The 19,285-nt window shown below is 69.8% G+C and carries 16 protein-coding genes; 7 read left to right on the top strand and 9 right to left on the bottom strand.

Features of this window, described 5'->3' with window-relative positions; translation table 11 throughout:
- The 5 genes from ACFVDO_RS10005 to ACFVDO_RS09985 all read right to left on the bottom strand — a co-directional run bounded on the left by ACFVDO_RS10005 (position 1) and on the right by ACFVDO_RS09985 (position 5,924).
- Positions 1 to 948: an aldose 1-epimerase family protein gene (locus ACFVDO_RS10005; protein WP_378858890.1), complete on the bottom strand. Its 948-nt coding sequence runs from the start codon at positions 946 to 948 to the stop codon at positions 1 to 3.
- The gene (gene araA, locus ACFVDO_RS10000; RefSeq protein ID WP_378858889.1) at positions 948 to 2,471 is read right to left on the bottom strand and encodes an L-arabinose isomerase; all 1,524 of its coding nucleotides are present in this window, start codon (positions 2,469 to 2,471) and stop codon (positions 948 to 950) included. The genes ACFVDO_RS10005 and araA overlap by 1 nt, the downstream gene beginning before the upstream one ends.
- Positions 2,472 to 2,486: 15 nt before the next feature.
- Positions 2,487 to 4,067, bottom strand: a complete 1,581-nt coding sequence (locus tag ACFVDO_RS09995) for a xylulokinase (protein WP_378858888.1) — start codon at positions 4,065 to 4,067, stop codon at positions 2,487 to 2,489.
- Positions 4,064 to 4,771 carry an L-ribulose-5-phosphate 4-epimerase gene (locus tag ACFVDO_RS09990; protein WP_378858887.1) on the bottom strand — a complete coding sequence of 236 codons (708 nt, stop codon included), beginning with the start codon at positions 4,769 to 4,771 and terminating at the stop codon, positions 4,064 to 4,066. Before ACFVDO_RS09990 ends, ACFVDO_RS09995 begins: the two co-directional genes overlap by 4 nt.
- A gap of 160 nt (positions 4,772 to 4,931) precedes the next feature.
- Positions 4,932 to 5,924 carry a LacI family DNA-binding transcriptional regulator gene (locus ACFVDO_RS09985; RefSeq protein WP_378858886.1) on the bottom strand — a complete coding sequence of 331 codons (993 nt, stop codon included), beginning with the start codon at positions 5,922 to 5,924 and terminating at the stop codon, positions 4,932 to 4,934.
- A 135-nt stretch (positions 5,925 to 6,059) separates the two neighbouring features.
- Here ACFVDO_RS09985 and ACFVDO_RS09980 point away from each other — a divergent pair, with 135 nt between their 5' ends.
- From ACFVDO_RS09980 to ACFVDO_RS09950, 7 genes are all read left to right on the top strand, one after another.
- The gene (locus ACFVDO_RS09980; protein ID WP_378858885.1) at positions 6,060 to 6,665 is read left to right on the top strand and encodes an HD domain-containing protein; all 606 of its coding nucleotides are present in this window, start codon (positions 6,060 to 6,062) and stop codon (positions 6,663 to 6,665) included.
- Positions 6,666 to 6,710: 45 nt separating this feature from the next.
- Positions 6,711 to 7,556: an NAD-dependent epimerase/dehydratase family protein gene (locus ACFVDO_RS09975; protein ID WP_378858884.1), complete on the top strand. Its 846-nt coding sequence runs from the start codon at positions 6,711 to 6,713 to the stop codon at positions 7,554 to 7,556.
- 66 nt (positions 7,557 to 7,622) lie between these two features.
- Positions 7,623 to 8,666, top strand: coding sequence for a LacI family DNA-binding transcriptional regulator (locus ACFVDO_RS09970; protein WP_378858883.1), 1,044 nt, complete (start codon positions 7,623 to 7,625; stop codon positions 8,664 to 8,666).
- Positions 8,667 to 8,759: 93 nt separating this feature from the next.
- Positions 8,760 to 10,091: a substrate-binding domain-containing protein gene (locus ACFVDO_RS09965; RefSeq protein ID WP_378858882.1), complete on the top strand. Its 1,332-nt coding sequence runs from the start codon at positions 8,760 to 8,762 to the stop codon at positions 10,089 to 10,091.
- Complete coding sequence (locus ACFVDO_RS09960) at positions 10,088 to 11,032, top strand: carbohydrate ABC transporter permease (protein WP_378858881.1); 945 nt, start codon at positions 10,088 to 10,090, stop codon at positions 11,030 to 11,032. Before ACFVDO_RS09965 ends, ACFVDO_RS09960 begins: the two co-directional genes overlap by 4 nt.
- On the top strand, positions 11,029 to 11,925 hold the full coding sequence (locus ACFVDO_RS09955) for a carbohydrate ABC transporter permease (RefSeq protein WP_378858880.1): 897 nt from the start codon (positions 11,029 to 11,031) through the stop codon (positions 11,923 to 11,925). The genes ACFVDO_RS09960 and ACFVDO_RS09955 overlap by 4 nt, the downstream gene beginning before the upstream one ends.
- 28 nt (positions 11,926 to 11,953) lie before the next feature.
- Positions 11,954 to 13,489, top strand: coding sequence for an alpha-N-arabinofuranosidase (locus ACFVDO_RS09950; protein WP_378858879.1), 1,536 nt, complete (start codon positions 11,954 to 11,956; stop codon positions 13,487 to 13,489).
- Positions 13,490 to 13,652: 163 nt separating this feature from the next.
- Here the strand turns inward: ACFVDO_RS09950 and ACFVDO_RS09945 are convergent, their stop codons facing one another.
- The 4 genes from ACFVDO_RS09945 to ACFVDO_RS09930 all read right to left on the bottom strand — a co-directional run bounded on the left by ACFVDO_RS09945 (position 13,653) and on the right by ACFVDO_RS09930 (position 19,251).
- Entirely contained in the window at positions 13,653 to 14,642 is a 990-nt protein-coding gene (locus ACFVDO_RS09945; RefSeq protein ID WP_378858878.1) for an LLM class F420-dependent oxidoreductase, read from the bottom strand.
- Between the two features lie 125 nt (positions 14,643 to 14,767).
- On the bottom strand, positions 14,768 to 16,669 hold the full coding sequence (locus ACFVDO_RS09940; RefSeq protein WP_378858877.1) for a glycoside hydrolase family 127 protein: 1,902 nt from the start codon (positions 16,667 to 16,669) through the stop codon (positions 14,768 to 14,770).
- Between the two features lie 78 nt (positions 16,670 to 16,747).
- Positions 16,748 to 17,746 (bottom strand): arabinan endo-1,5-alpha-L-arabinosidase, encoded by a 999-nt coding sequence (locus ACFVDO_RS09935; protein ID WP_378858876.1) that lies wholly within the window; start codon positions 17,744 to 17,746, stop codon positions 16,748 to 16,750.
- Positions 17,743 to 19,251 (bottom strand): alpha-N-arabinofuranosidase, encoded by a 1,509-nt coding sequence (locus ACFVDO_RS09930; RefSeq protein ID WP_378858875.1) that lies wholly within the window; start codon positions 19,249 to 19,251, stop codon positions 17,743 to 17,745. The genes ACFVDO_RS09935 and ACFVDO_RS09930 overlap by 4 nt, the downstream gene beginning before the upstream one ends.
- Between the last annotated feature and the right edge of the window lie 34 nt (positions 19,252 to 19,285).

Raw genomic sequence — 19,285 nt, 5'->3', positions numbered from 1 at the left:
TCACAGTGCGTGGATCCGCCACGAGACGGAGTGCTCCGTTCCGGGCTGCAGCACCACGAGGTCGGTGCCCGAGTTGAAGGCATCGGGCGGGCAGGTCATCGGTTCGACCGCCAGTCCGAGCCGGTGGGTCTCCGGCACCGCCGGGGTGTCGGCGGTGTGCACCTGCACCCATGGACAGCCCTCGGCCCAGGTGATCGCGACACCTCCCTCGGCGGCGTGCAGCTCGACCGAGACCTGCCCGTCCGCCCCCTCGAGGGCGGTGAACGCGTGATCGATGAAGGTGCCGCCGATGGGCCGGGCGACGCGGAAGTCCCACTGCGGATGCGCGTCGACGGACTCGACCGCGATCGGGCTGAGCCGGTCGTCGGTGACGGTGAGCACCTCGGATGCCGGCAGGTGCAGGGTCCAGTCGTCGACGCGGCCGACGCCCGCGACGAGATAGGGATGCGGACCAGTCCCCCAGGGGGCGGCATCCGATCCGACGTTCCGTCCGGTCACGCGCTGGGTGAGACCGTGCTCGTCGACGCGATACTCCACGACGACCTCGACGGCGAACGGATACCCCGCCTGTGGAACGATCGTGGTCGCGAGCACCAGGCGATCAGGCTCGGCGACGCGCTCGGCGAAGTCCGACCAGACCACCAGGCCGTGCAGCGCCTGCCCGCGCTCCGGCTCGGTCAGCGGGAGCTGGTGCCGGACGCCGCCGTACGAGTACGCACCGTCGACGATGCGGTTCGGCCACGGTGCGAGAGTCGCACCGCGGTACGCGGGGCGCACCTCGTCGGCGCCGAACGGCACGACCAGGTCGCGCCCGTCGTGCTGCAGGGTGCGCAACGAGGCACCCACGCTCGCGATCTCCGCCACGTAGCCGGATGCCGCGATGCGGTGCTGGCGGCCGGCGCGTCCTTCGTCTCGTCGCTGCGCTCTCCGCTCGGGAACCGAGGTCATCACAGCCCCTGCGCGAGACGGTAGTACGCCTGGTTCGAGCGCACCTGCTGCTGGAAGCCGGGCAGCGTGGTGTCCTCGTCGATGACGAGCAGCTCGAGCTCGGCCATCTCGGCGAAGTCGCGGAACACGTCGATGCCGACCGCGTTCGACATCACAGTGTGGTGCGCGGCCCCGGCGGTGAGCCAGGCTGCGGCGCTGGTGCGGAAGTCGGGCGCAGGCTTCCAGACCGCGCGTCCCACCGGCAGCTTCGGCAGCGCGGCGCGCGGCTCGACGTTCTCGACCACGTTCGCGGTGAGACGGAAGCGGTCGCGCAGGTCGCTCATCGCGACGACGACGGCCGGGCCGGGGTCCGCGGTGAAGACCAGGCGCACCGGGTCCTCCTTGCCGCCGATGCCCAGGGGATGCACCTCGAGGGTCGGCTTCGCCGACGAGAGCGTCGGCGAGACCTCGAGCATGTGCGCGCCGAGGATCAGCTCGTCGCCGGGCGTGAGGTCGTAGGTGTAGTCCTCCATCAGGCTGGCGCCGCCTGGCAGACCGGCCCCCATGACGTTCGCGACGCGCACGAGGATCGCGGTCTTCCAGTCGCCCTCCGCGCCGAAGCCGTACCCTTCCGCCATCAGCCGCTGCACGGCCAGTCCAGGCAGCTGGCGCAGGGATCCGAGGTCCTCGAACGAAGTGGTGAAGGCACCGAAGCCGCCCTCCTCGAGGAACGATCGCAGGCCGAGCTCGATCGCCGCACCGTAGCGCAGCGACTCGTGACGGTCACCGCCGCGGCGCAGCTCGGGAACGACGTCGTAGAGCTCCTCGTACACGGCCACCAGCGCGTCGACATCGGCCGAGGACGCCGCGTGCACGGCATCCGCCAGCTCGTTCACACCCCAGGTGTTGACCTGCACGCCGAGCCGCAGCTCGGCCTCGGTCTTGTCGCCCTCGGTGACGGCGACGAAGCGCATGTTGTCGCCGAAGCGCGCGAGCTTCAGATCGCGCGAGGCGGCGAGGCCCGCGGCGGCGCGCTGCCAGCTCGCCAGGTCCGCGCGCACACGCAGGTCGCTGTGGTGCCCGACGATCGTCTTGCGAGGGACGCCGAGCCGGGTCTGGATGTAGCCGAACTCGCGGTCGCCGTGCGCCGCCTGGTTGAGGTTCATGAAGTCGAAGTCGATGTCGGCCCAGGGCAGCTCGACATTGGCCTGCGTGTGCAGGTGCGCCAGCGGCTTGCGCAGGGCGTCGAGTCCGGCGATCCACATCTTCGCGGGGCTGAAGGTGTGCATCCATGCGACCAGGCCGATCACGCGGTCATCGGCGTTCGCCTCGAGGGCGATGCGCTTGATCGCGGCGGAGTCCGTCAGCACCGGTTTCCAGACGATGCGCACCGGCACGTCGGATGCCGCATCGAGTGCCCCGGCGATCGTCTGCGACTGCTCGGCGACCTGTGCGAGCGTCTCAGGCCCGTAGAGGTGCTGGCTGCCGGTGAGGAACCAGACCTCGTAGCCGTCGAGCGAGGTGGTGAGCGGGGTGCGGGTCATGTCTTTCCTTCGGGGTCAGAGGGCGGTGACGGCGGCGACTTCGATGGCGAGGCCTGCGCGGTAGCGGTCGAGGTAGGCGGCGTAGCCGGCGACGTCGGCGGGGTCGGGATCGACGACGCGGATGCCGACGTCGGCGAACACGTGCTCGTCGAGGTACTCGGTGAGTGCCCGGCCGGATCCGAGGTGTGCGGCGAGCACCGCGATGCCCCACGCCCCGCCCTCGGCCGCGGTGTCACCGACGGCGACCGGCGCGTTCAACGCACCGGCGAGGAAGCGCTGCGCGACGCCGGCCGTGCGGAACATGCCGCCGTGGGCATACATTCGCTCGAGGGGCACCCCCTCGTGGGCGAGCACGCGCATGCCGAGGGCCAGGGTGCCGAACACGCCGTACAGCTGCGCGCGAATGACGTTGGCCAGCGTGAAGCGGCTGTCCGGTGTGCGCACGAACAGCGGTCGCCCCGCGTCGAGCCCGGCGATCGGCTCCCCCGCCAGGTGGTTGTAGGCGATCAGCCCACCGGCATCCGCTTCTCCGTCGAGCGCCTCGCGGAACAGCGTCTCGAAGACGGCATCGCTCGAGAGCGGGGAGCCCGATGCCGCGGCGAAGCGCCCGAACATGCCTGCCCAGGCGGCCAGCTCACTGGCGCCGTTGTTGCAATGGACCATCGCGACGGCGTCGCCCGCCGGAGTGGTGACCAGGTCGAGCTCGTGGTGCACGGCGGCCAGCGGCCGCTCCAGCACCACCATCGCGAAGATGCTGGTTCCCGCTGACACGTTGCCGGTGCGAGGCGCGACGGCATTGGTCGCGACCATGCCGGTTCCGGCATCCCCCTCCGGCGGGCAGAGCGGGATGCCGGGATGCAGCGCACCGTTCGGATCGAGCAGCGCGGCGCCCTCGGGCGTCAGCGTGCCGGCATCCTGCCCCGCGACGAGCACCTCCGGAAGAAGCGCGCGCAGGTCGCCACCGGTGTGCGCGTCGAAGCGATCGACCAGGGCCTGGTCGTAGTCGCGCGCAGCGGAGTCGATCGGGAACATGCCCGAGGCGTCGCCGATCCCGAGCACGCGCCTGCCGGTCAGCCGCCAGTGCACGTACCCGGCGAGAGTCGTGAGGAAGCGCACCGATCCGGCGTGCGGCTCGGCGTCGATCTGCGCCTGCCGAAGATGCGCGACCGACCAGCGCAGCGGGATGTTCACGCCCAGCAGCTCGGTGAGCTCGGCGGCGGCGGGCCCGGTGTTCGTGTTTCGCCAGGTGCGGAACGGCACGAGCAGCTCGTCCTGCGCGTCGAACGCGAGGTAGCCGTGCATCATCGCCGAGACGCCGATCGCGCCGAAGGAGTCCGGGCGGATTCCGTAACGGTCGTAGACGTCCGAGACCAGCCCGGAGTACGCCTCCTGCAGCCCGGCCCAGACCGCGTCGGTCGAGTAGGTCCAGAGCCGGTCCTCGAACCGGTTCTCCCAGTCGTGGAACCCGGTGGCGAGCACCTCGTGGCTGTCGGCGTCGATCAGGCACGCCTTGATGCGGGTCGAGCCGAGCTCGATACCGAGGGCCGTGCGGCCGGCGCGGATCGCGTCGGCCCCCGAGCTCTGGCGAAGGGTCATCGCCGCGCGTCCGCGTTCTGGCCGTACACGTTCTGGTACCTGTCGTAGAGCCGATCGATGGCCCCCTGCGGGATGGGGATGAGCGGACCGGCCTCGCGGGCATGGTGCACGGTGCGGGCCACGTCTTCGACCATGACGGCCGCCTTCACGGCATCCCTCGCGTTCACGCCGATCGTGAACGGTCCGTGGTTCTGCATCAGCACCGCACGGCTGCGGTGGCCGCGGAGGGTGTCGACGATGCCCCGGCCGATCGAGTCGTCGCCGATGATCGCGAACGGGCCGATCGGGATCGGGCCGCCGAACTCGTCGGCCATCGCCGTGATCACGCACGGGATCTCCTCCCCGCGCGCGGCCCAGGCGACCGCGTAGGTCGAGTGCGTGTGCACGACGCCGCCGACCTCGGGCATGTTCCGGTACACGTAGGCGTGCGCCGCGGTGTCGCTGGACGGCGAGCGATCGCTGCCCGCGCTGTCGGGCACGACGTTCCCGTCGAGGTCGCACAGGATCATGTTCTCTGGCGCGAGGTCGTCGTAGCCGACACCGGAGGGCTTGATCACGAAGAGGTCGGCGCCGGGAACGCGACCCGAGACGTTTCCGCCTGTCCAGACGACCAGGCCGTAGCGCACGAGCTCGGCGTGCAGGCGGGCCACGTCGGCGCGGATTACGGCGATCGCCTGCTCGATCTCTGCCGGGAAAGTGGTCATCGTTGGTCCTCCTGGGCGACTGTGACCGGTCACAGTAATTGTGACATCCCGTCTCCGCCGCGTCAATCGCGTGCTCTCTGCCGCTCCGGTCTCACCGACGGTGGGCGCAACGGGTGTTCGACCCACAACGGGTGAGACCGGAGCTGGGGAGGCCGTGAGGTCAGCGCGGCGGGGCGACCGATGCGCGGGTGATCAGCACGGGAGCGACCGGAGCGGATGCCTCGCCCTCGCCCACCAGCGCCGCGACGGCGCGTCGGGCGAGCTCGTCGAAGTCCTGCCGCACGGTCGTGAGCGGGGGCCAGAAGTACGCGGCATCCGGAGTGTCGTCGAAGCCGACGACGCTGATGTCAGCCGGCGCGTCGACCCCCAGCTCGCGCAGCCCGGTGATCAGCCCGAGCGCCATCTGGTCGTTGCCGGCGAACACCGCCGTCGCACCCGAGGCGCGCACCTCCGCCGCGGCCTCGTACCCGGATCGTGCCGTCCAGTCGCCGCGCACCGTCATCCGGAACTCCAGATCACGCGCGGCGAGCTCCGCGTCGTACCCGGATGCCCGGGCCTCGGCCTCGAGCCAGTCCGCGGGGCCCGCGAGGTGGGCGATGCGCCGATGCCCGGCATCCGCCAGCGCGGCGACCGCGAGGCGAGCGCCGGCGATCTGATCGACCGACAGGGCGGAGCGGTCGGCCGTGTGCAGCGCGACGGTTGGGATGCCGGTGTCCAGGCCGTTCAGCACGTCGACAGTACGCGCGTGCGGGGCGAACACCACCAGCCCGTCCACAGCCTGCGCGCGCAGGTGCTCGATCGCGGCGCGCACCGAGTCGGCGTCGCCCGAGTCGGCATAGGCCGTCGACACCCAGTACCCGGCCTCGCGCGCTGAGGCCTCGATCGCGGCGATGCTGCGCGAGGGCCCGTACTGCAGCGCGTCCGAGGCGAGCACGCCGATCGTCCGACTGCGCCGCGTGCCCAGCGCCCTGGCCGCGTTGTTCATCCGGTAGCCGAGCTCTTCCATCGCCGCGACGACGCGGTCACGTGTCTCGGGCGCGACATCGGGATGCTCGTTGAGCACGCGTGACACGGTCTGCCGGGACACCCCGGCGAGCGCCGCGACATCGCGCACACCGACGGCACGGGGCCTGGTGCCGTTCGTCTCGCTCATCGCGATGAGTCTATGACCGCATGGGGCATCCGAACGGCGACGGTGCCGATCGGAACGCCGGCGAATGGCGTCATTCCGACGGACATTGGCGCTTCCCGCACGATCGAGGCGTCTCGCTGTCACTACGCTCGCCCCATGCGCATCTCCGACTTCGCCGCACCCGACACGCCGGCCGCCCGCGCAGCCCGCGAGCTCGTGGACGAGCATCACTCCCCTGCGCTGCGCAACCACGTGCTCCGCTCCTGGTTGTGGGCCGAGGCGTTCGCCATCGTCGAGGACCGCGCCGGCATCGACCACGAGCTGCTCTACACCGCAGCGCTGCTGCACGACATCGCACTCGCGCCGGCGTTCGACAACCACGTTCTCGGGTACGAGGAGGCCGGAGGGTACGTCGGCGAGGCGATGACCGCGGGCGCCGGATGGCCCGCGGACCGCCGACGGCGCATCAACGAGGTCGTCGTGCGGCACAACTGGCCGGAGGTCGATCCGGCGTTCGACCTCGAGGGATATCTGCTCGAGACCGCCACCGGTCTGGACATCTCCGGCCGTCGCCATGCGGAGATCCCCCTCGACTTCCGCCGTGAAGTGCTCGCCGCCCACCCACGTCTCTCCCTCGCCGCGGAGTTCGGCACGAGCGTCGGACAGCAGTCCGATCGCAAGCCGCACAGCCACGCGCGTCGCCTGATCGACGGCGGCCTCATCGACAAGCTCGCGTCGAACCCGCTCGAAGAGCACCGGTGACCGCCACGGGATGCGTCGGCGCGTGCCGCGTGAAAAGGTGAACCCATGCGCATCGCCCTCACCGGAGCATCCGGCAAGCTCGGAGCCGTCGTCGCCCGCGAACTGCGCGCGATCGGCCATCGCGTCATCGGCATGGACATCGCCGGCGTCCGCGGACCCGACTTCGTGCAGATCGATCTGACCGACTACGGACAGGTGGTCGACGCCCTCACCGCGGTGGGCGACCGGCACGACGGCGTCGACGCCGTCGTGCACCTCGGTGCGATCCCGGCGCCCGGCATCCGCAGTGACGTCGCCACCTTCCACAACAACATGCCGGCGACGTTCAACGTGTTCTGGGCAGCGGCCCGGCTGGGCATCGACCGCATCGTGTACGCCTCCAGCGAGACGGTGCTCGGCCTGCCCTTCGACGTGCCTCCGCCGTACGTGCCCGTCGATGAGGAGTACCCGCCGCGTCCCGAGTCGGTGTACTCGTTGGTGAAGACGCTCGAGGAGCGCATGGCGGTCGAGCTGGTGCGGTGGAACCCCGACCTGTCGATCACGGCTCTGCGGTTCTCGAATGTGATGGTCCCCGAGGACTACGCGGAGTTCCCGTCGTTCGACGGCGACGCGACGGCGCGCAAGTGGAACCTGTGGGGCTACATCGACGCGCGCGATGGTGCGCAGGCGGTCCAGCGCGCGCTCGAGACAGCCGCCCCTGGCTTCGAGAGCTTCATCATCGCTGCGGCCGACACGGTGATGTCCCGCCCGAACTCGGAGCTGCTCGCAGAGGTCTTCCCCGACGTCCCCTTGGCGCGCCCGGTGTCCGATCACGAGACGCTGCTCTCGATCGCGAAGGCGCGCCGGATGCTCGGCTACGAGCCCCGGCACAGCTGGCGCGAGCACGTCTGACACGACGCGACGCCGCATTCAACGATGAAACCCTCGGCCGAGCGCGCACCGGCATAGGCTGGCTCCATGGCAGGGGGCGCACGCGCGACGATGCGGGATGTCGCATCGTTGGCCGGCGTGTCCGCCAAGACCGTCTCCAACGTCGTGACCGGAGCGGTCCCCGTCCGCGACGACACCCGGGAACGGGTCGAGGCGGCGATGCGCAAGCTCGACTTCGTGCCCAATCTCAGCGCTCGAGGTCTGCGCAACGGGCGCTCCGGGGTGATCGCGGTCGCTCTGCCGTTCCTGGCCACGTCGTTCTCGTCCGAGCTCATGCACCGCATCGTCGAGGCTGCGCACCGCCGCGGCCTGGCCGTGCACATCGAGGAGACCGGCGCCGCTCCCGACCGTGAGCGCGACCTCCTCTCGCGCGCTCGCGCACACCTGGTCGACGGCCTGATCCTGAACCCGATCCGGCTGGAGGACAGCTCGGTGGGCGGCGACGACATGCCACCGGTGGTGCTGATCGGCGAGGTCGAGAACCGCAGCACCGACCATGTCGGCATCGACAGCACGGCGGGCGCCGCGGAGCTGACCAGACACGTGATCTCCCGTGGCGCGACGCGCATCGCGGTGCTCGGTGCCGACGAGGAGAACACCTTCGCGACCGCCACCAGCAGGCTCCGGCTGAGCGGCGTTCGGCGGGCTCTCGGCGAGGCCGGCATCCCGCTCGACCCGCGCCTCGAGGTGAACGATCCGGACTGGACCATCACCGGCGGCGTGGCCGCCGCTGAGCGGCTGCTCGCCCGCGGCATCCCGTTCGACGCGATCATCGCGTTCACCGATTCACTCGCCGCCGGTGCGCTGCACGTGCTGCGCGGTCGCGGCGTGGACGTGCCGGGCCAGGTGCTGGTGACCGGCTTCGACGACGTCGAGTTGTCGCGCTTCACGGCCCCGCCGCTGACCACGGTCGCCATCGACGTGCCGGCGTTCGCCGACGCCGCCGTCGGGCAGCTGGTCGCGCGCATCGCCGACCGGTCCGGTCCTCCGCAGTCGATCACCGTGCCGCATCGGCTCGTGCTGCGCGAGAGCACGGATGCGGCGCCCCGCGGGTTCGACCCGCGACTCTGAGCGTGGGACGCCTCGAAGCGATCCGCCTCTTGCGCCGCTGATTTCATCGATGTAATGATGTCGGCAACCCCGATCGTCCACGAAGGAGTGACGATGACCCCACCGTTGGATCTCTCACGGCGGCAGTTCCTCACCGCGTCCGCCGTCACCGCCGGCGCGGCGCTGCTCGCCGGCTGCTCCCCCGCCGCCACCGCTTCAGGAACGCAGACGCTGCAGTTCTGGCATCTGCTCTCCGGCGGTGACGGCGTGATCATGTCGTCGCTGCTCGACGGCGTGAACAAGGCGCAGGATGCCTACCGCATCCGCCCCACCGTGCTCGCCTGGGGCACTCCGTATTACACGAAGCTCGCGATGGCCGCGGCCGGCGGCCGTGCCCCCGACGTCGCCATCATGCACGCCACGCGCGTGCTCGGCTGGGCCCCCGGCGGCCTGCTGGATGCCTGGGATCTCGACCGCCTGGCCGAGCTCGGCGTCGACGAGCAGACCTTCCCGAAACCGATCTGGCAGAAGGGCGAGGTGGATGGCAAGCACCTCAGCATCGCCCTCGACGCCCACCCGTTCGTGCTGATGTACAACACCGACATCTGCGGAAAGGCCGGTGTGCTCGACTCGGACGGCAGGCTGAAGGAGGCGACCTCGCCCGAGGAGTTCCTCGACATCGTCTCGGCAGTCGCCGAGGCAGCAGGCGGTCATGGCCTCTCGTACGGCTACCTCGGCGACGGAGCCCAGATGTGGCGGCTGTTCTACACGCTCTACGCCCAGCACGGCACCGAGATGAAGCTTCCCGAGGGCGGCACCGCAGACATCGACACGGATGTGGCGGTCGAATCGCTCACGTTCATGCAGACCCTGCTCGACGGCAAGCTCGCGGCGCAGCAGAGCGACTACGGCACCGCGGTCGCCGAGTTCTCCACCGGCAAGAGCGGCATGTTCCTCACCGGTGTGTGGGAGCTGCGCACGATGCAGGACGCCGGCATCCCGTTCGACGTGGCTCCGATCCCGCCGATCTTCGGCACCAGGGCGGCCTACGCCGACTCGCACTCCTTCGTGCTGCCGCACCAGACCAGACCGAACGAGCAGCATCGCACGCTGACCTACCAGTTCATCGCAGACATGCTGAAGGGTTCGTTCGACTGGGCCAAGGCCGGGCACATCCCCGCCTACCTGCCGATCACCGAGTCCCCCGAATACCAGGATCTGGTGCCGCAGGCGCACTACGCCGAGGCCGCGACCTACGTCGTCTACGACCCGCCCGCCTGGTTCACCGGCTCCGGTTCGAACTTCCAGGGCGAGTTCGGCGCCGCCGCGCAGCCCGCGCTGCTGAGCGGGTCCGACCCCGCCGCCGCGATCGACCGGTTCACGACGCGCGTGAACCGCTTCCTCAGCCAACCCAACCCGGCGGATCCCGAGGGGAGCCGGTCATGACCGTCACCGCCCCCACCACCACGACCATCGTCACCGGTCGCCCGGCATCCCCGTTCCGACGTCATGCCGGCGGACGCAATGAACAGCTGATCAGCTGGGTGTTCCTCGCGCCGTTCCTGATCGCCTTCGTGCTGTTCATGGCCTGGCCGATCCTGCACGGCTTCTACCTGAGCTTCACGAACCAGTCGCTGACCGGCGCCGGCGGCGACCTGGTCGGTGGCGCGAACTACGCCGAGGCGATCACCGATCCCGTGATGTGGGGCGCGCTGGGCAACACCGCCTGGTTCACGGTGATCTCGACCATCCCGCTCGTCATCATCGCCCTCGTGATGGCCGTGCTCGTGGATCGCGGGCTGCCAGGCCAGTGGCTGTGGCGGCTGTCGTTCTTCATGCCGTACCTGCTGGCCTCCACCGTGATCTCGCAGATCTGGGTGTGGATCTTCAACCCGCAGATCGGCGCGGCGAACAACATCCTGAAGGCGCTCGGGCTCGAGCCGATCGCCTGGCTGCAGAACCCCGACACGAACCTGATGGCGATCACGATCGCCACGATCTGGTGGACCGTGGGGTTCAACTTCCTGCTGTACCTGGCCGCGCTGCAGAACATCCCGGCGCAGCAGTACGAGGCAGCGGCGCTGGACGGCGCAGGCCCGTGGCGACAGTTCTGGTCGATCACGCTGCCGCAGCTGGGACCGGCGACGACCGTGATCGTGCTGCTGCAGATCCTGGCATCCCTGAAGCTGTTCGACCAGGCCTACCAGATGATGGGCGGCCTCTCCAGCGACACCACCCGGTCGATCGTGCAGTACATCTACGAGACCGGATTCGTCGGGTACCGGTTCGGCTACTCGGCCGCGATCTCGTACGTGTTCTTCGCGATCATCATCATCCTCGGCGTCGTGCAGGCGCTGATCACACGCCGTCGGAAGGAGTCGCGATGACCACCGCGACCAGCACTCTGATCGCCCCTGGTTCCGCTGGGAACCGGGTGCGCAAGCCGGGCACCCGCCGCTTCGGCCCGACCCGTGTCATCGCCTTCGTCGTGCTCGCCCTGATGGCGGTCGGCTGGCTGCTGCCGTTCCTGTGGGCGGTCGCGACGTCGTTCAAGACCGAGACGGATGCCGCATCCGGCGACCCCGGCTGGATCGGCCCGAGCGGCCCGACGGCCGAGGCCTTCACCTCGGTGCTGTCCCAGGGCAACGTGTACGTCTGGGCCTGGAACAGCCTGTGGACCTCGGCGGTGGTCACCCTGATCACCGTGGCGATCTCGGCCGGTGCCGCCTATGCGTTCTCGCGACTGGACTTCAAGGGCCGGCGCTGGCTGTTCGTGGTGATCATCGCCTCGATCGTGGTGCCGCCGCAGGTGCTGATCATCCCGCTGTTCTACGAGATGCTCGCCTTCAACCTGGTGGACACCCCGTGGGGGCTGATCCTGCCGCAGGTGGTGGCGCCGGCGATGGTGTTCATCCTGAAGCGCTTCTTCGACGCGGTGCCGATCGAGCTCGAGGACGCAGCCCGTGTCGACGGTGCCAGCAGGTTCCGCATCTTCTGGTCGATCGTGCTGCCGCTGTCGCGGCCGATCCTGGCATCCGTCGCGATCTTCGTGTTCATCGGCGCGTGGAACAACTTCCTGTGGCCGTTCCTGGTCATCAACGACACCACGCTGATGACCCTGCCGGTCGGGCTGCAGACCGTGATCAGCGCGTACGGCGTGCAGTACGCGCAGGTGATGGCGCAGGCCGTGCTGGCGGCGCTGCCGCTGATCATCGTGTTCCTCGTCTTCCAGAAGCAGATCGTCAAGGGCGTCGCCACCAGCGGCTTCGGCGGTCAGTGACACCCTTCCCCTCTCGAAAGGACCCCTCATGACCAACGCCCGCATCACGATCGACCGCGACTTCACGATCGGCGAGGTGCCACGCCGGCTCTTCGGCTCGTTCGTCGAGCACATGGGGCGCTGCGTGTACACCGGGATCTACGAACCAGGGCATCCGGCATCCGATGCCCGCGGCTTCCGCACCGACGTGCTCGAGCTGGTGCGCGAGATGGGGCCGACGGTGGTGCGGTACCCGGGGGGCAACTTCGTCTCCGGGTACCGCTGGGAGGACGGGGTCGGGCCGGTGGCCGACCGCCCGGTGCGGATGGACGGCGCCTGGCACACGATCGAGACCAACGCGTTCGGGCTGCACGAGTTCGTGGACTGGGCGCGCGAGGCCGACGTCGAGGTGATGGAGGCCATCAACCTCGGCACCCGAGGCGTCGAGGAGGCTCGCTCGCTCGTCGAGTACGCCAATCATCCCGGCGGCACCTACCTGTCCGACCTGCGGCGACGCAACGGTGCGGAGGATCCGTTCGACATCAAGCTGTGGTGCCTGGGCAACGAGCTGGACGGGCCGTGGCAGATCGGGCACAAGACCGCTCACGAGTACGGCCGGCTGGCGCAGGAGACGGCGAAGGCGATGAAACTCGTCGACCCGTCGATCGAGTTGGTCGCGGTCGGCTCGTCCAACCGCGGCATGCCGACCTTCGGCACCTGGGAGCACACCGTGCTCACGCACGCCTACGACGAGGTCGACTACATCTCGATGCACGCGTATTACCGCGAGTCGGACGGCGATGCGGCGTCGTTCCTCGCCGAGGGCGTCGAGATGGATGCGTTCATCGACGGCGTCATCGCCACGATCGACGCGGTCAAGGCGGCGGGCAAGCACACCAAGCAGGTGGACATCTCGTTCGACGAGTGGAACGTGTGGGACTTCGACAGGTTCAACGACGAGGAGGAGGCCGCGGTCGCGGCCGCCGGCTGGCGCGAGCACCCGCGTCTGATCGAGGACACCTACACGGTGACGGATGCCGTGGTCGTCGGCACTTTCCTGCACAGCCTGCTGCGGCACGGCGACCGCGTGAAGATCGCGAACCAGGCGCAGCTCGTGAACGTCATCGCGCCGATCCGCTCCGAGGAGGACGGCCCGGCCTGGCGACAGGCGTCGTTCTGGCCCTTCGCACGGATGTCGCGGATGGCCCGCGGGCAGATCATGCGGCTGGCGGTGTCGTCGACGCAGGGCGCGACGAAGCAGTACGGCGACGTCGACGAGGTCGACGCCGTCGCCACCTGGGACGAGGGGAACGGCCGGCTCGCGCTGTTCGTCGCGAACCGCTCGCTGGCTTCGGATGCCACGGTCGATCTGGATCTGCACGGGCTGCGGGCGACCGGAGTGCGGTCGGCCGAGGTGCTGACGATCCCGGACGGCGGCGACCGGCACACGGCGAACACGCTCGATGCGCAGGGCGCTGTGGGGCTGCGCCGGCTGGACGGCGTCGCGCTCGACGCCGGGACGGCCCGTCTGACGCTCCCCGCACTGTCGTGGAGCGCGATCGAGTTCGACGTCGCGCGGGGTTGAGCTGCGCCAGGCCTGGCGGGTCGAGCCCGCGGCATCCGGCGAGTTCCTCGTGAGACCCTGAAATCGGCGTGAGACCCACGTTCTGCACGTGGGTCTCGCGCCGATCTCGGGAGGTCGCGGAGATCTCGACCGGATCTCGTGCCGCGGGGGCGGTGGCGCGGGTTCAGCGCAGCGCGGGGATGACCTCGCGCTCGAAGAGCTCGATGCCGGAGCGGTCGTAGGCCGCCTCGGGGAAGTAGTGGATCGAGTACTCCAGGCCTCGGGCCGACATGTCGCGCAGCCGCTCCACGATCTGCTCCGGCGTGCCGACGCAGAGCGCCGCGTCGCCGCGGTAGTTCTGCATGGCGCCGTCGGTCAGGTCGCCGAGATGCGGCCGGAGCCGCGCCTCGATCGTCGCGAGCCGGTCCTCGACCTCGGCCTCGGTGCTGCCGATGACCGTGTTGTAATCCGTCGAGCGCACGATCGCGTCGAAGTCGGTGCCGACATCCACGGTGTGCGCGCGCAGGATCTCACTCTTGCGGCTGAACTCCTCCGGCGTTCCGCCGAAGTTCGTGTACGAGGCGTACCTGGCGGCGATCTTCAGGGTCACCTTCTCGCCGCCGCCGGCGATCCACAGCGGGATGCCGCCGGGCTGCAGCGGCAGCGGGCGGACGATCGCCCCGTCCACCTGGTAGTGCTTGCCGTCCAGCGTCGCGCTGCCGGTGGTCCACGCCTGGCGCATGATCTGCACGCCCTCGTCGAGCCGGCGCAGCCGGTCGCCGGCCGACGGGAATCCGTAGCCGTACGCCCGCCATTCATGCTCGTACCATCCACCGCCGATACCCATCTCGGCGCGGCCGCCGGAGATGACATCGACGGTCGCCGCGACCTTCGCGAGATACGCCGGGTTGCGGTACGACATGCAGGTGCACATCTGCCCGAGCCGGATGCGGCTGGTCGAGGCCGCGAACGCCGACATCAGCGTCCAGGCCTCGTGCGTCGCCTCCTCGCTCGCGATCGGAGTGGTGTGGAAGTGGTCGTAGACCCAGAGCGACTCCCACGGCCCGGCATCCGCCGCCTGCGCGAGCGAACGCATCGCCGCCCATTGGTCGGCGGGCTCGATGCCCACGAGATCGAACCGCCAGCCCTGGGGGATGAACATTCCGAAGCGCATGATCGCAGTCTATGGCGCGCGCTTTCTGCCCGGCAGGCCCGAGATCCCCGCGAGACCTCGACTTCCGCGTGAGACCCACGTGCAGCACGCGGGTCTCACGCGGAAGTCGGGATGTCACGCGGGTCTCACTGTGTCGGCAGCCACACCCGCATCGCGCCGGGCTCGCGATTGCCCCAGAGCGCGTACGGGATGAGCCGCACGTCGATCGGCTTCGCGCCGGGCTCGCCTCCGGCAGGTGCTGACGGATGCCACGCCGGATACGTCTCCCCGGCATCCGGCGTGCGCGCTCGCGCGCGTCCGCGCAGGGCGGGCGCCGTCCATCCGGATGCCGGGATCGGCGCAGCATCCACCACCCACGCCGCGGCGGGGTCGACCACCACGTCCTCGAGCACCACGCCTGCGGGCAGGTCGGCCTGCTCGAGGCAGTACACCGCGGGTCCTCGGGTGACGGCGACCGTGCCGCGCGCGGCGTCGATGTGCGGGTGCGGGGTCCGCACGACCACCGGCATCCCGAACGAGATGCGCACCTCGGTGAGAGGTGCGGAGGATCCGTCCAGCACCAGGTATCCGGCATCCGTCACGGGCAGGCCGTCGACCGAGGCGTCCGTCGCCCAGGCGGGCCGACGCACCTCTAGTCGGCCCGCGAAGGGCTCGTCGAACTGCAGCAGCACATCGCCGTCCCACGGGTATCCGGTGCGAACGTGCAGCGAGCCCGCACCGACGCCGGCAGCGCGCAGGTCGATCGAGCAGTCCGCGATCAGCTGCAGCCGCAGTCGACCGTCGGCGACGGTGGCCGCGTAGCCGTGCAGTGACGACAGCAGCCTGGCCAGGTTCGGCGGACAGCACGCGCACTCGTACCAGGACGCGCGTTCCGACGGCGCCTGCTCGTGCACACCGTCGCGGTGGGTGCGCAGCTGCAGCGGGCTGGAGTAGAAGAAGCAGGTGCCGTCCAGCGAGGTCGACTCGGCGATCGCGTTCACGAGTGCGCGCTCCATCTCGTCCGCGTAGCGGCTGTCGCCGGTGGCGAGCAGCATCCGCCAGGAGAACTGGAACCCGGCGATCGCCGCGCAGGTCTCCGCGTACGCACGGTCCGGCGGCAGCTCGAACGGGTCGCCGAACGCCTCGTCGCGGTGCCGCGAGCCGAGCCCGCCGGTGATGTACTGCTTCTCGCCGAAGGCGCTGCTCCAGATGCGCTCGTCCGCCTCGAGCAGCGCCCGCTCGCCCGTCTCGGCGGCGACGTCGGCGACGCCCGCGGCGAGGTACAGCTGCCGCACGGCGTGGCCGGTGGCATCGGTGACCTCGCGCACCGGAGTGTGATCCTGGAAGTAGTGGTACCCGAAGCGGTCCTCACCCACGCTGTGATGCCCTCGACGGTCGACGAACACCTCGGCCAGCCGCAGCCAGCGTTCGTCGCCCGTGACACGGTGCACCTCGACGAGCGCGGTCTCGATCTCGGCGTGCCCGCACACGCCCTCCTCGCCGGCGGGCCCGAACCGCTCGTCGACGAGGGCCGCGAAGCGCAGACCGATCTCGAGGATGTCGGTGCGCCCGACCGTGCGGGCCCAGGCGACTCCGGCCTGCAGCAGGTGACCGAGGCAGTACAGTTCGTGCCCCCAGCGCAGATCGGCGAAGACACGGTCCGGAGCATCCACCTGGAAGTGCGAGTTCAGATACCCGTCTGCGCGCTGGGCGCGCTGCAGCAGGGCGACGGTCTCGTCCACCCACGGCAGCAGCGCGGAGATGTCACTGCGCCCGGCCTCCCAGCCGACCGCCTCGAGCACCTTGTAGATGTCGGAGTCCGAGAATTGGAAGCCGACGAACGGCCCGTCGTACTCCCCGATGACGCGGCGCATGTTCGGCAGCGCCCCGCCGGCCTCGAGCTGGGCGATGCAGTGCGGCAGCGTGGCCGCCGCGTTGCGGCTCTGCCACGCGCCCAGCATCCCTTCCGGCGCGAAGCGCACCGCCTCCAGCGGCACCGGCCGGTCGGCGACGGATGCTGCGGCGGTGGGGGTGACGGGACCGTTCATGGGTTCCTCCTGCTCCGGTCGCGATCGATGTGGGTGTGACCGGTCACGAACCAGCATCCATTGCGACCGGAGTGGAAATCAAGAGCCGGCGACAACCGGCCACCCGTCCCGCCACTGCAGGGGCTCGAGACCCAGGGTCGCGACACCGTCGGCGGCCGCGTCGTACCAATGGAAGGCGAGCACGTCGCCCGAGACGGACTGCCCGCCGGGGCCGACCCGATCCCCTTCAGTGGTCAGCAGCACCGTGCCGCCGTCATCGAGCAGCTTCCCGCCGTCACGATCCAGGTAGGGCCCCTCGACCGAATGAGACCGCCCGACGATGATCTCGTAGGTGCTGTCGACGCCTCGGCAGCAGAAGCCGCGCGAGGCCAGCAGGTAGAACCAGCCGTCCCTGTGCGCGATGTAGGGCGCCTCGATCGCGTTCTCGACGAGACCGCGGTCCGCGAGGGCGATCGGGCTCGCGGCATCCGCCCGCAGCCCGCTCGGCCACTGCAGCTGCACCAGCTTCAGCCCGCCCCAGAATGACCCGAAGGCCATCCACGGCGTGCCGTCGGCGTCCTCGACGATCGCAGGATCGATCGCGTTGAAGTCGTCGGTCGTGTCCGAAGCGATCGCCTTCCCCCGGTCGACCCACTCGTAGGAGGGGTCGTCGGGATCGAGCGTGGTGTTGGTCGCCAGGCCGATCGCCGAGTGGTTGCTGCCGAAGGTGGATGCCGCGTAGTAGAGGTACCAGGTGCCGTCGTGCTCGTAGAGCTCCGGCGCCCACAGGTTCTCGACGCCGGGCACCGCCTCGGCCAGCCACGCGGGCTTCTGCTGCCACACCTCGCCGACGTACTCCCACGACCCGTCGTCTTCGGAGCGCCGGATCTGGATGTTGCCGTCGGCGATCTGCCCGTTGCCGGTCGAGTAGACGTACGACGCGCCGCCGTCGGCCTGCCGGACGTAGGCGGGGTCGTGCACGAACACGTCACCGGACAGCTCCGGAAGCACCAGAGCGGATGCCGGTGCGCACCCGGCGAGCGCGGTCACCGCGACCCCGGCCGACACCACGCTCGCCAGGCGCGCCCTGGTGTTCATGCGCCGACCGAGGAGAGTGCGACCGCCGACCAGGAGACCGGGGGCAGCGTCACCGTCAGCACACCGTCGGCGAGCACGGCTCCCTCGAGCTGCTTCAGCCCGACGCGGTTCTGATCCTCGAGCGTGTTCTTGGCGTACACGTCCTCGTCCCAGAGCGTGACCGCCTCGGCCACCGTCGCGACACCGAGCGAGGACAGGTCGATGCTGACCTCCGCATCCTCACGTCCGCGGTTCACCAGGAAGACTGCCGAACCCTCATCCGACGTCGTCGCGACTGCGTCGACCAGCGGAGCCGCGCCGTACACGGCCGTCTCGTAGGTGCCGACGTCGATGCGGGGTCGCAGCACCTCACCGCGCGCAAGGCGCGAGGTCACCGAGAACGGGAAGAAGGTGGTCTGCCGCCAGGCGTCGCCGCCGGGCTCGGTCATGATCGGGGCGATCACGTTGACCAGCTGTGCGAGCGAGGCGCTGGTGACGCGGTCGTGGTTCTTGAGCAGCGTGATCATCAGGTTGCCCAGCACCACGGCATCCGCCACCGAGTACACGTCCTCGAGCTGGCGCGGCGCGACGCGCCACTCGTCGTTGACCTCGTCGGAGGCCTGGTGCTCGTCGAGGTACCAGATGTTCCACTCGTCGAAGGAGAGCTGGATCTTCTTCTTCGACTTCAGCTTGTTGCCCACGTGGTCGGCCGTCGCGACGACCGTCTCGATGAAGTACTGCATGTCCAGTGACGAGGCGAGGTACGAGTCGAGGTCGCCGCCGCGCTCCTGGTAGTAGGCGTGGCAGGAGATGTAGTCGACGTGCTGGTAGGCGTGCTCGAGCACGGTGCGCTCCCAGTCGCCGAAGGTCGGCATGCTCGACCCGGACGATCCGCACACCACCAGCTCGAGCGTGCGGTCGGCGGTCTTCATGGCCTGTGCGGTGCGCGCGGCGAGCTTGCCGTAGTCATCGGCGGTCATGTAGCCGGTCTGCCACGGGCCGTCCATCTCGTTGCCGAGGCACCACATGCGCACGTCGTGAGGCTCCACGGTGCCGTTGGCGATGCGCTGGTCGCTGAGCGCGGTGCCGGACGGGTGATTGCTGTACTCGAGCAGGTCGAGCGCCGCCTCGATGCCGCGGGTGCCGAGGTTCACGGCCATCATCAGCTCCGAGCCGGTGAGCTTCAGCCAGCGGCTGAACTCGTCCACACCGACCTGGTTGGTCTCGATCGAGTGCCAGGCCAGGTCTCGGCGCACCGGTCGCTGGTCGCGGGGGCCGACCGAGTCCTCCCAGCGGAAGCCCGAGACGAAGTTGCCACCGGGGTAGCGGATGGTGGTGGAGCCGAGCTCCTTGACCAGCTCGACCACGTCGAGGCGGAAGCCGTCCTCGTTCGCGGTGGGGTGGCCGGGCTCGTAGATGCCGTCGTAGACGCAGCGCCCGAGGTGCTCGACGAACGAGCCGAAGATGCGGCGGTTGATCGGGGCGACGACCTCGTTGCGGTCGACGGTGATGCGTGCAGTGGTCACGGGTGATTCCTTCGGAGTCGGGCCGGGCGGGCAG

This window comes from Microbacterium sp. NPDC057741 (assembly GCF_042798735.1).
Lineage (GTDB): Bacteria > Actinomycetota > Actinomycetes > Actinomycetales > Microbacteriaceae > Microbacterium.
The sequence above is the reverse complement of the archived record's forward strand: the minus strand, read 5'-3'. Positions and strand labels throughout refer to the sequence as shown.

Excerpts from the sequence above, each read along its gene's own strand:
- ACFVDO_RS09960 (WP_378858881.1), top strand. The coding sequence starts at position 10,088 with ATGACCGTCACCGCCCCCACCACCACGACCATCGTCACCGGTCGCCCG.
- ACFVDO_RS09940 (WP_378858877.1), bottom strand. The coding sequence starts at position 16,669 with ATGAACGGTCCCGTCACCCCCACCGCCGCAGCATCCGTCGCCGACCGG.
- ACFVDO_RS09990 (WP_378858887.1), bottom strand. The coding sequence starts at position 4,771 with ATGACCACTTTCCCGGCAGAGATCGAGCAGGCGATCGCCGTAATCCGC.
- ACFVDO_RS09955 (WP_378858880.1), top strand. The coding sequence starts at position 11,029 with ATGACCACCGCGACCAGCACTCTGATCGCCCCTGGTTCCGCTGGGAAC.
- araA (WP_378858889.1), bottom strand. The coding sequence starts at position 2,471 with ATGACCCGCACCCCGCTCACCACCTCGCTCGACGGCTACGAGGTCTGG.
- ACFVDO_RS09995 (WP_378858888.1), bottom strand. The coding sequence starts at position 4,067 with ATGACCCTTCGCCAGAGCTCGGGGGCCGACGCGATCCGCGCCGGCCGC.
- ACFVDO_RS09965 (WP_378858882.1), top strand. The coding sequence starts at position 8,760 with ATGACCCCACCGTTGGATCTCTCACGGCGGCAGTTCCTCACCGCGTCC.
- ACFVDO_RS09970 (WP_378858883.1), top strand. The coding sequence starts at position 7,623 with ATGGCAGGGGGCGCACGCGCGACGATGCGGGATGTCGCATCGTTGGCC.
- ACFVDO_RS09975 (WP_378858884.1), top strand. The coding sequence starts at position 6,711 with ATGCGCATCGCCCTCACCGGAGCATCCGGCAAGCTCGGAGCCGTCGTC.
- ACFVDO_RS09985 (WP_378858886.1), bottom strand. The coding sequence starts at position 5,924 with ATGAGCGAGACGAACGGCACCAGGCCCCGTGCCGTCGGTGTGCGCGAT.
- ACFVDO_RS09945 (WP_378858878.1), bottom strand. The coding sequence starts at position 14,642 with ATGCGCTTCGGAATGTTCATCCCCCAGGGCTGGCGGTTCGATCTCGTG.
- ACFVDO_RS10005 (WP_378858890.1), bottom strand. The coding sequence starts at position 948 with ATGACCTCGGTTCCCGAGCGGAGAGCGCAGCGACGAGACGAAGGACGC.
- ACFVDO_RS09980 (WP_378858885.1), top strand. The coding sequence starts at position 6,060 with ATGCGCATCTCCGACTTCGCCGCACCCGACACGCCGGCCGCCCGCGCA.
- ACFVDO_RS09935 (WP_378858876.1), bottom strand. The coding sequence starts at position 17,746 with ATGAACACCAGGGCGCGCCTGGCGAGCGTGGTGTCGGCCGGGGTCGCG.
- ACFVDO_RS09950 (WP_378858879.1), top strand. The coding sequence starts at position 11,954 with ATGACCAACGCCCGCATCACGATCGACCGCGACTTCACGATCGGCGAG.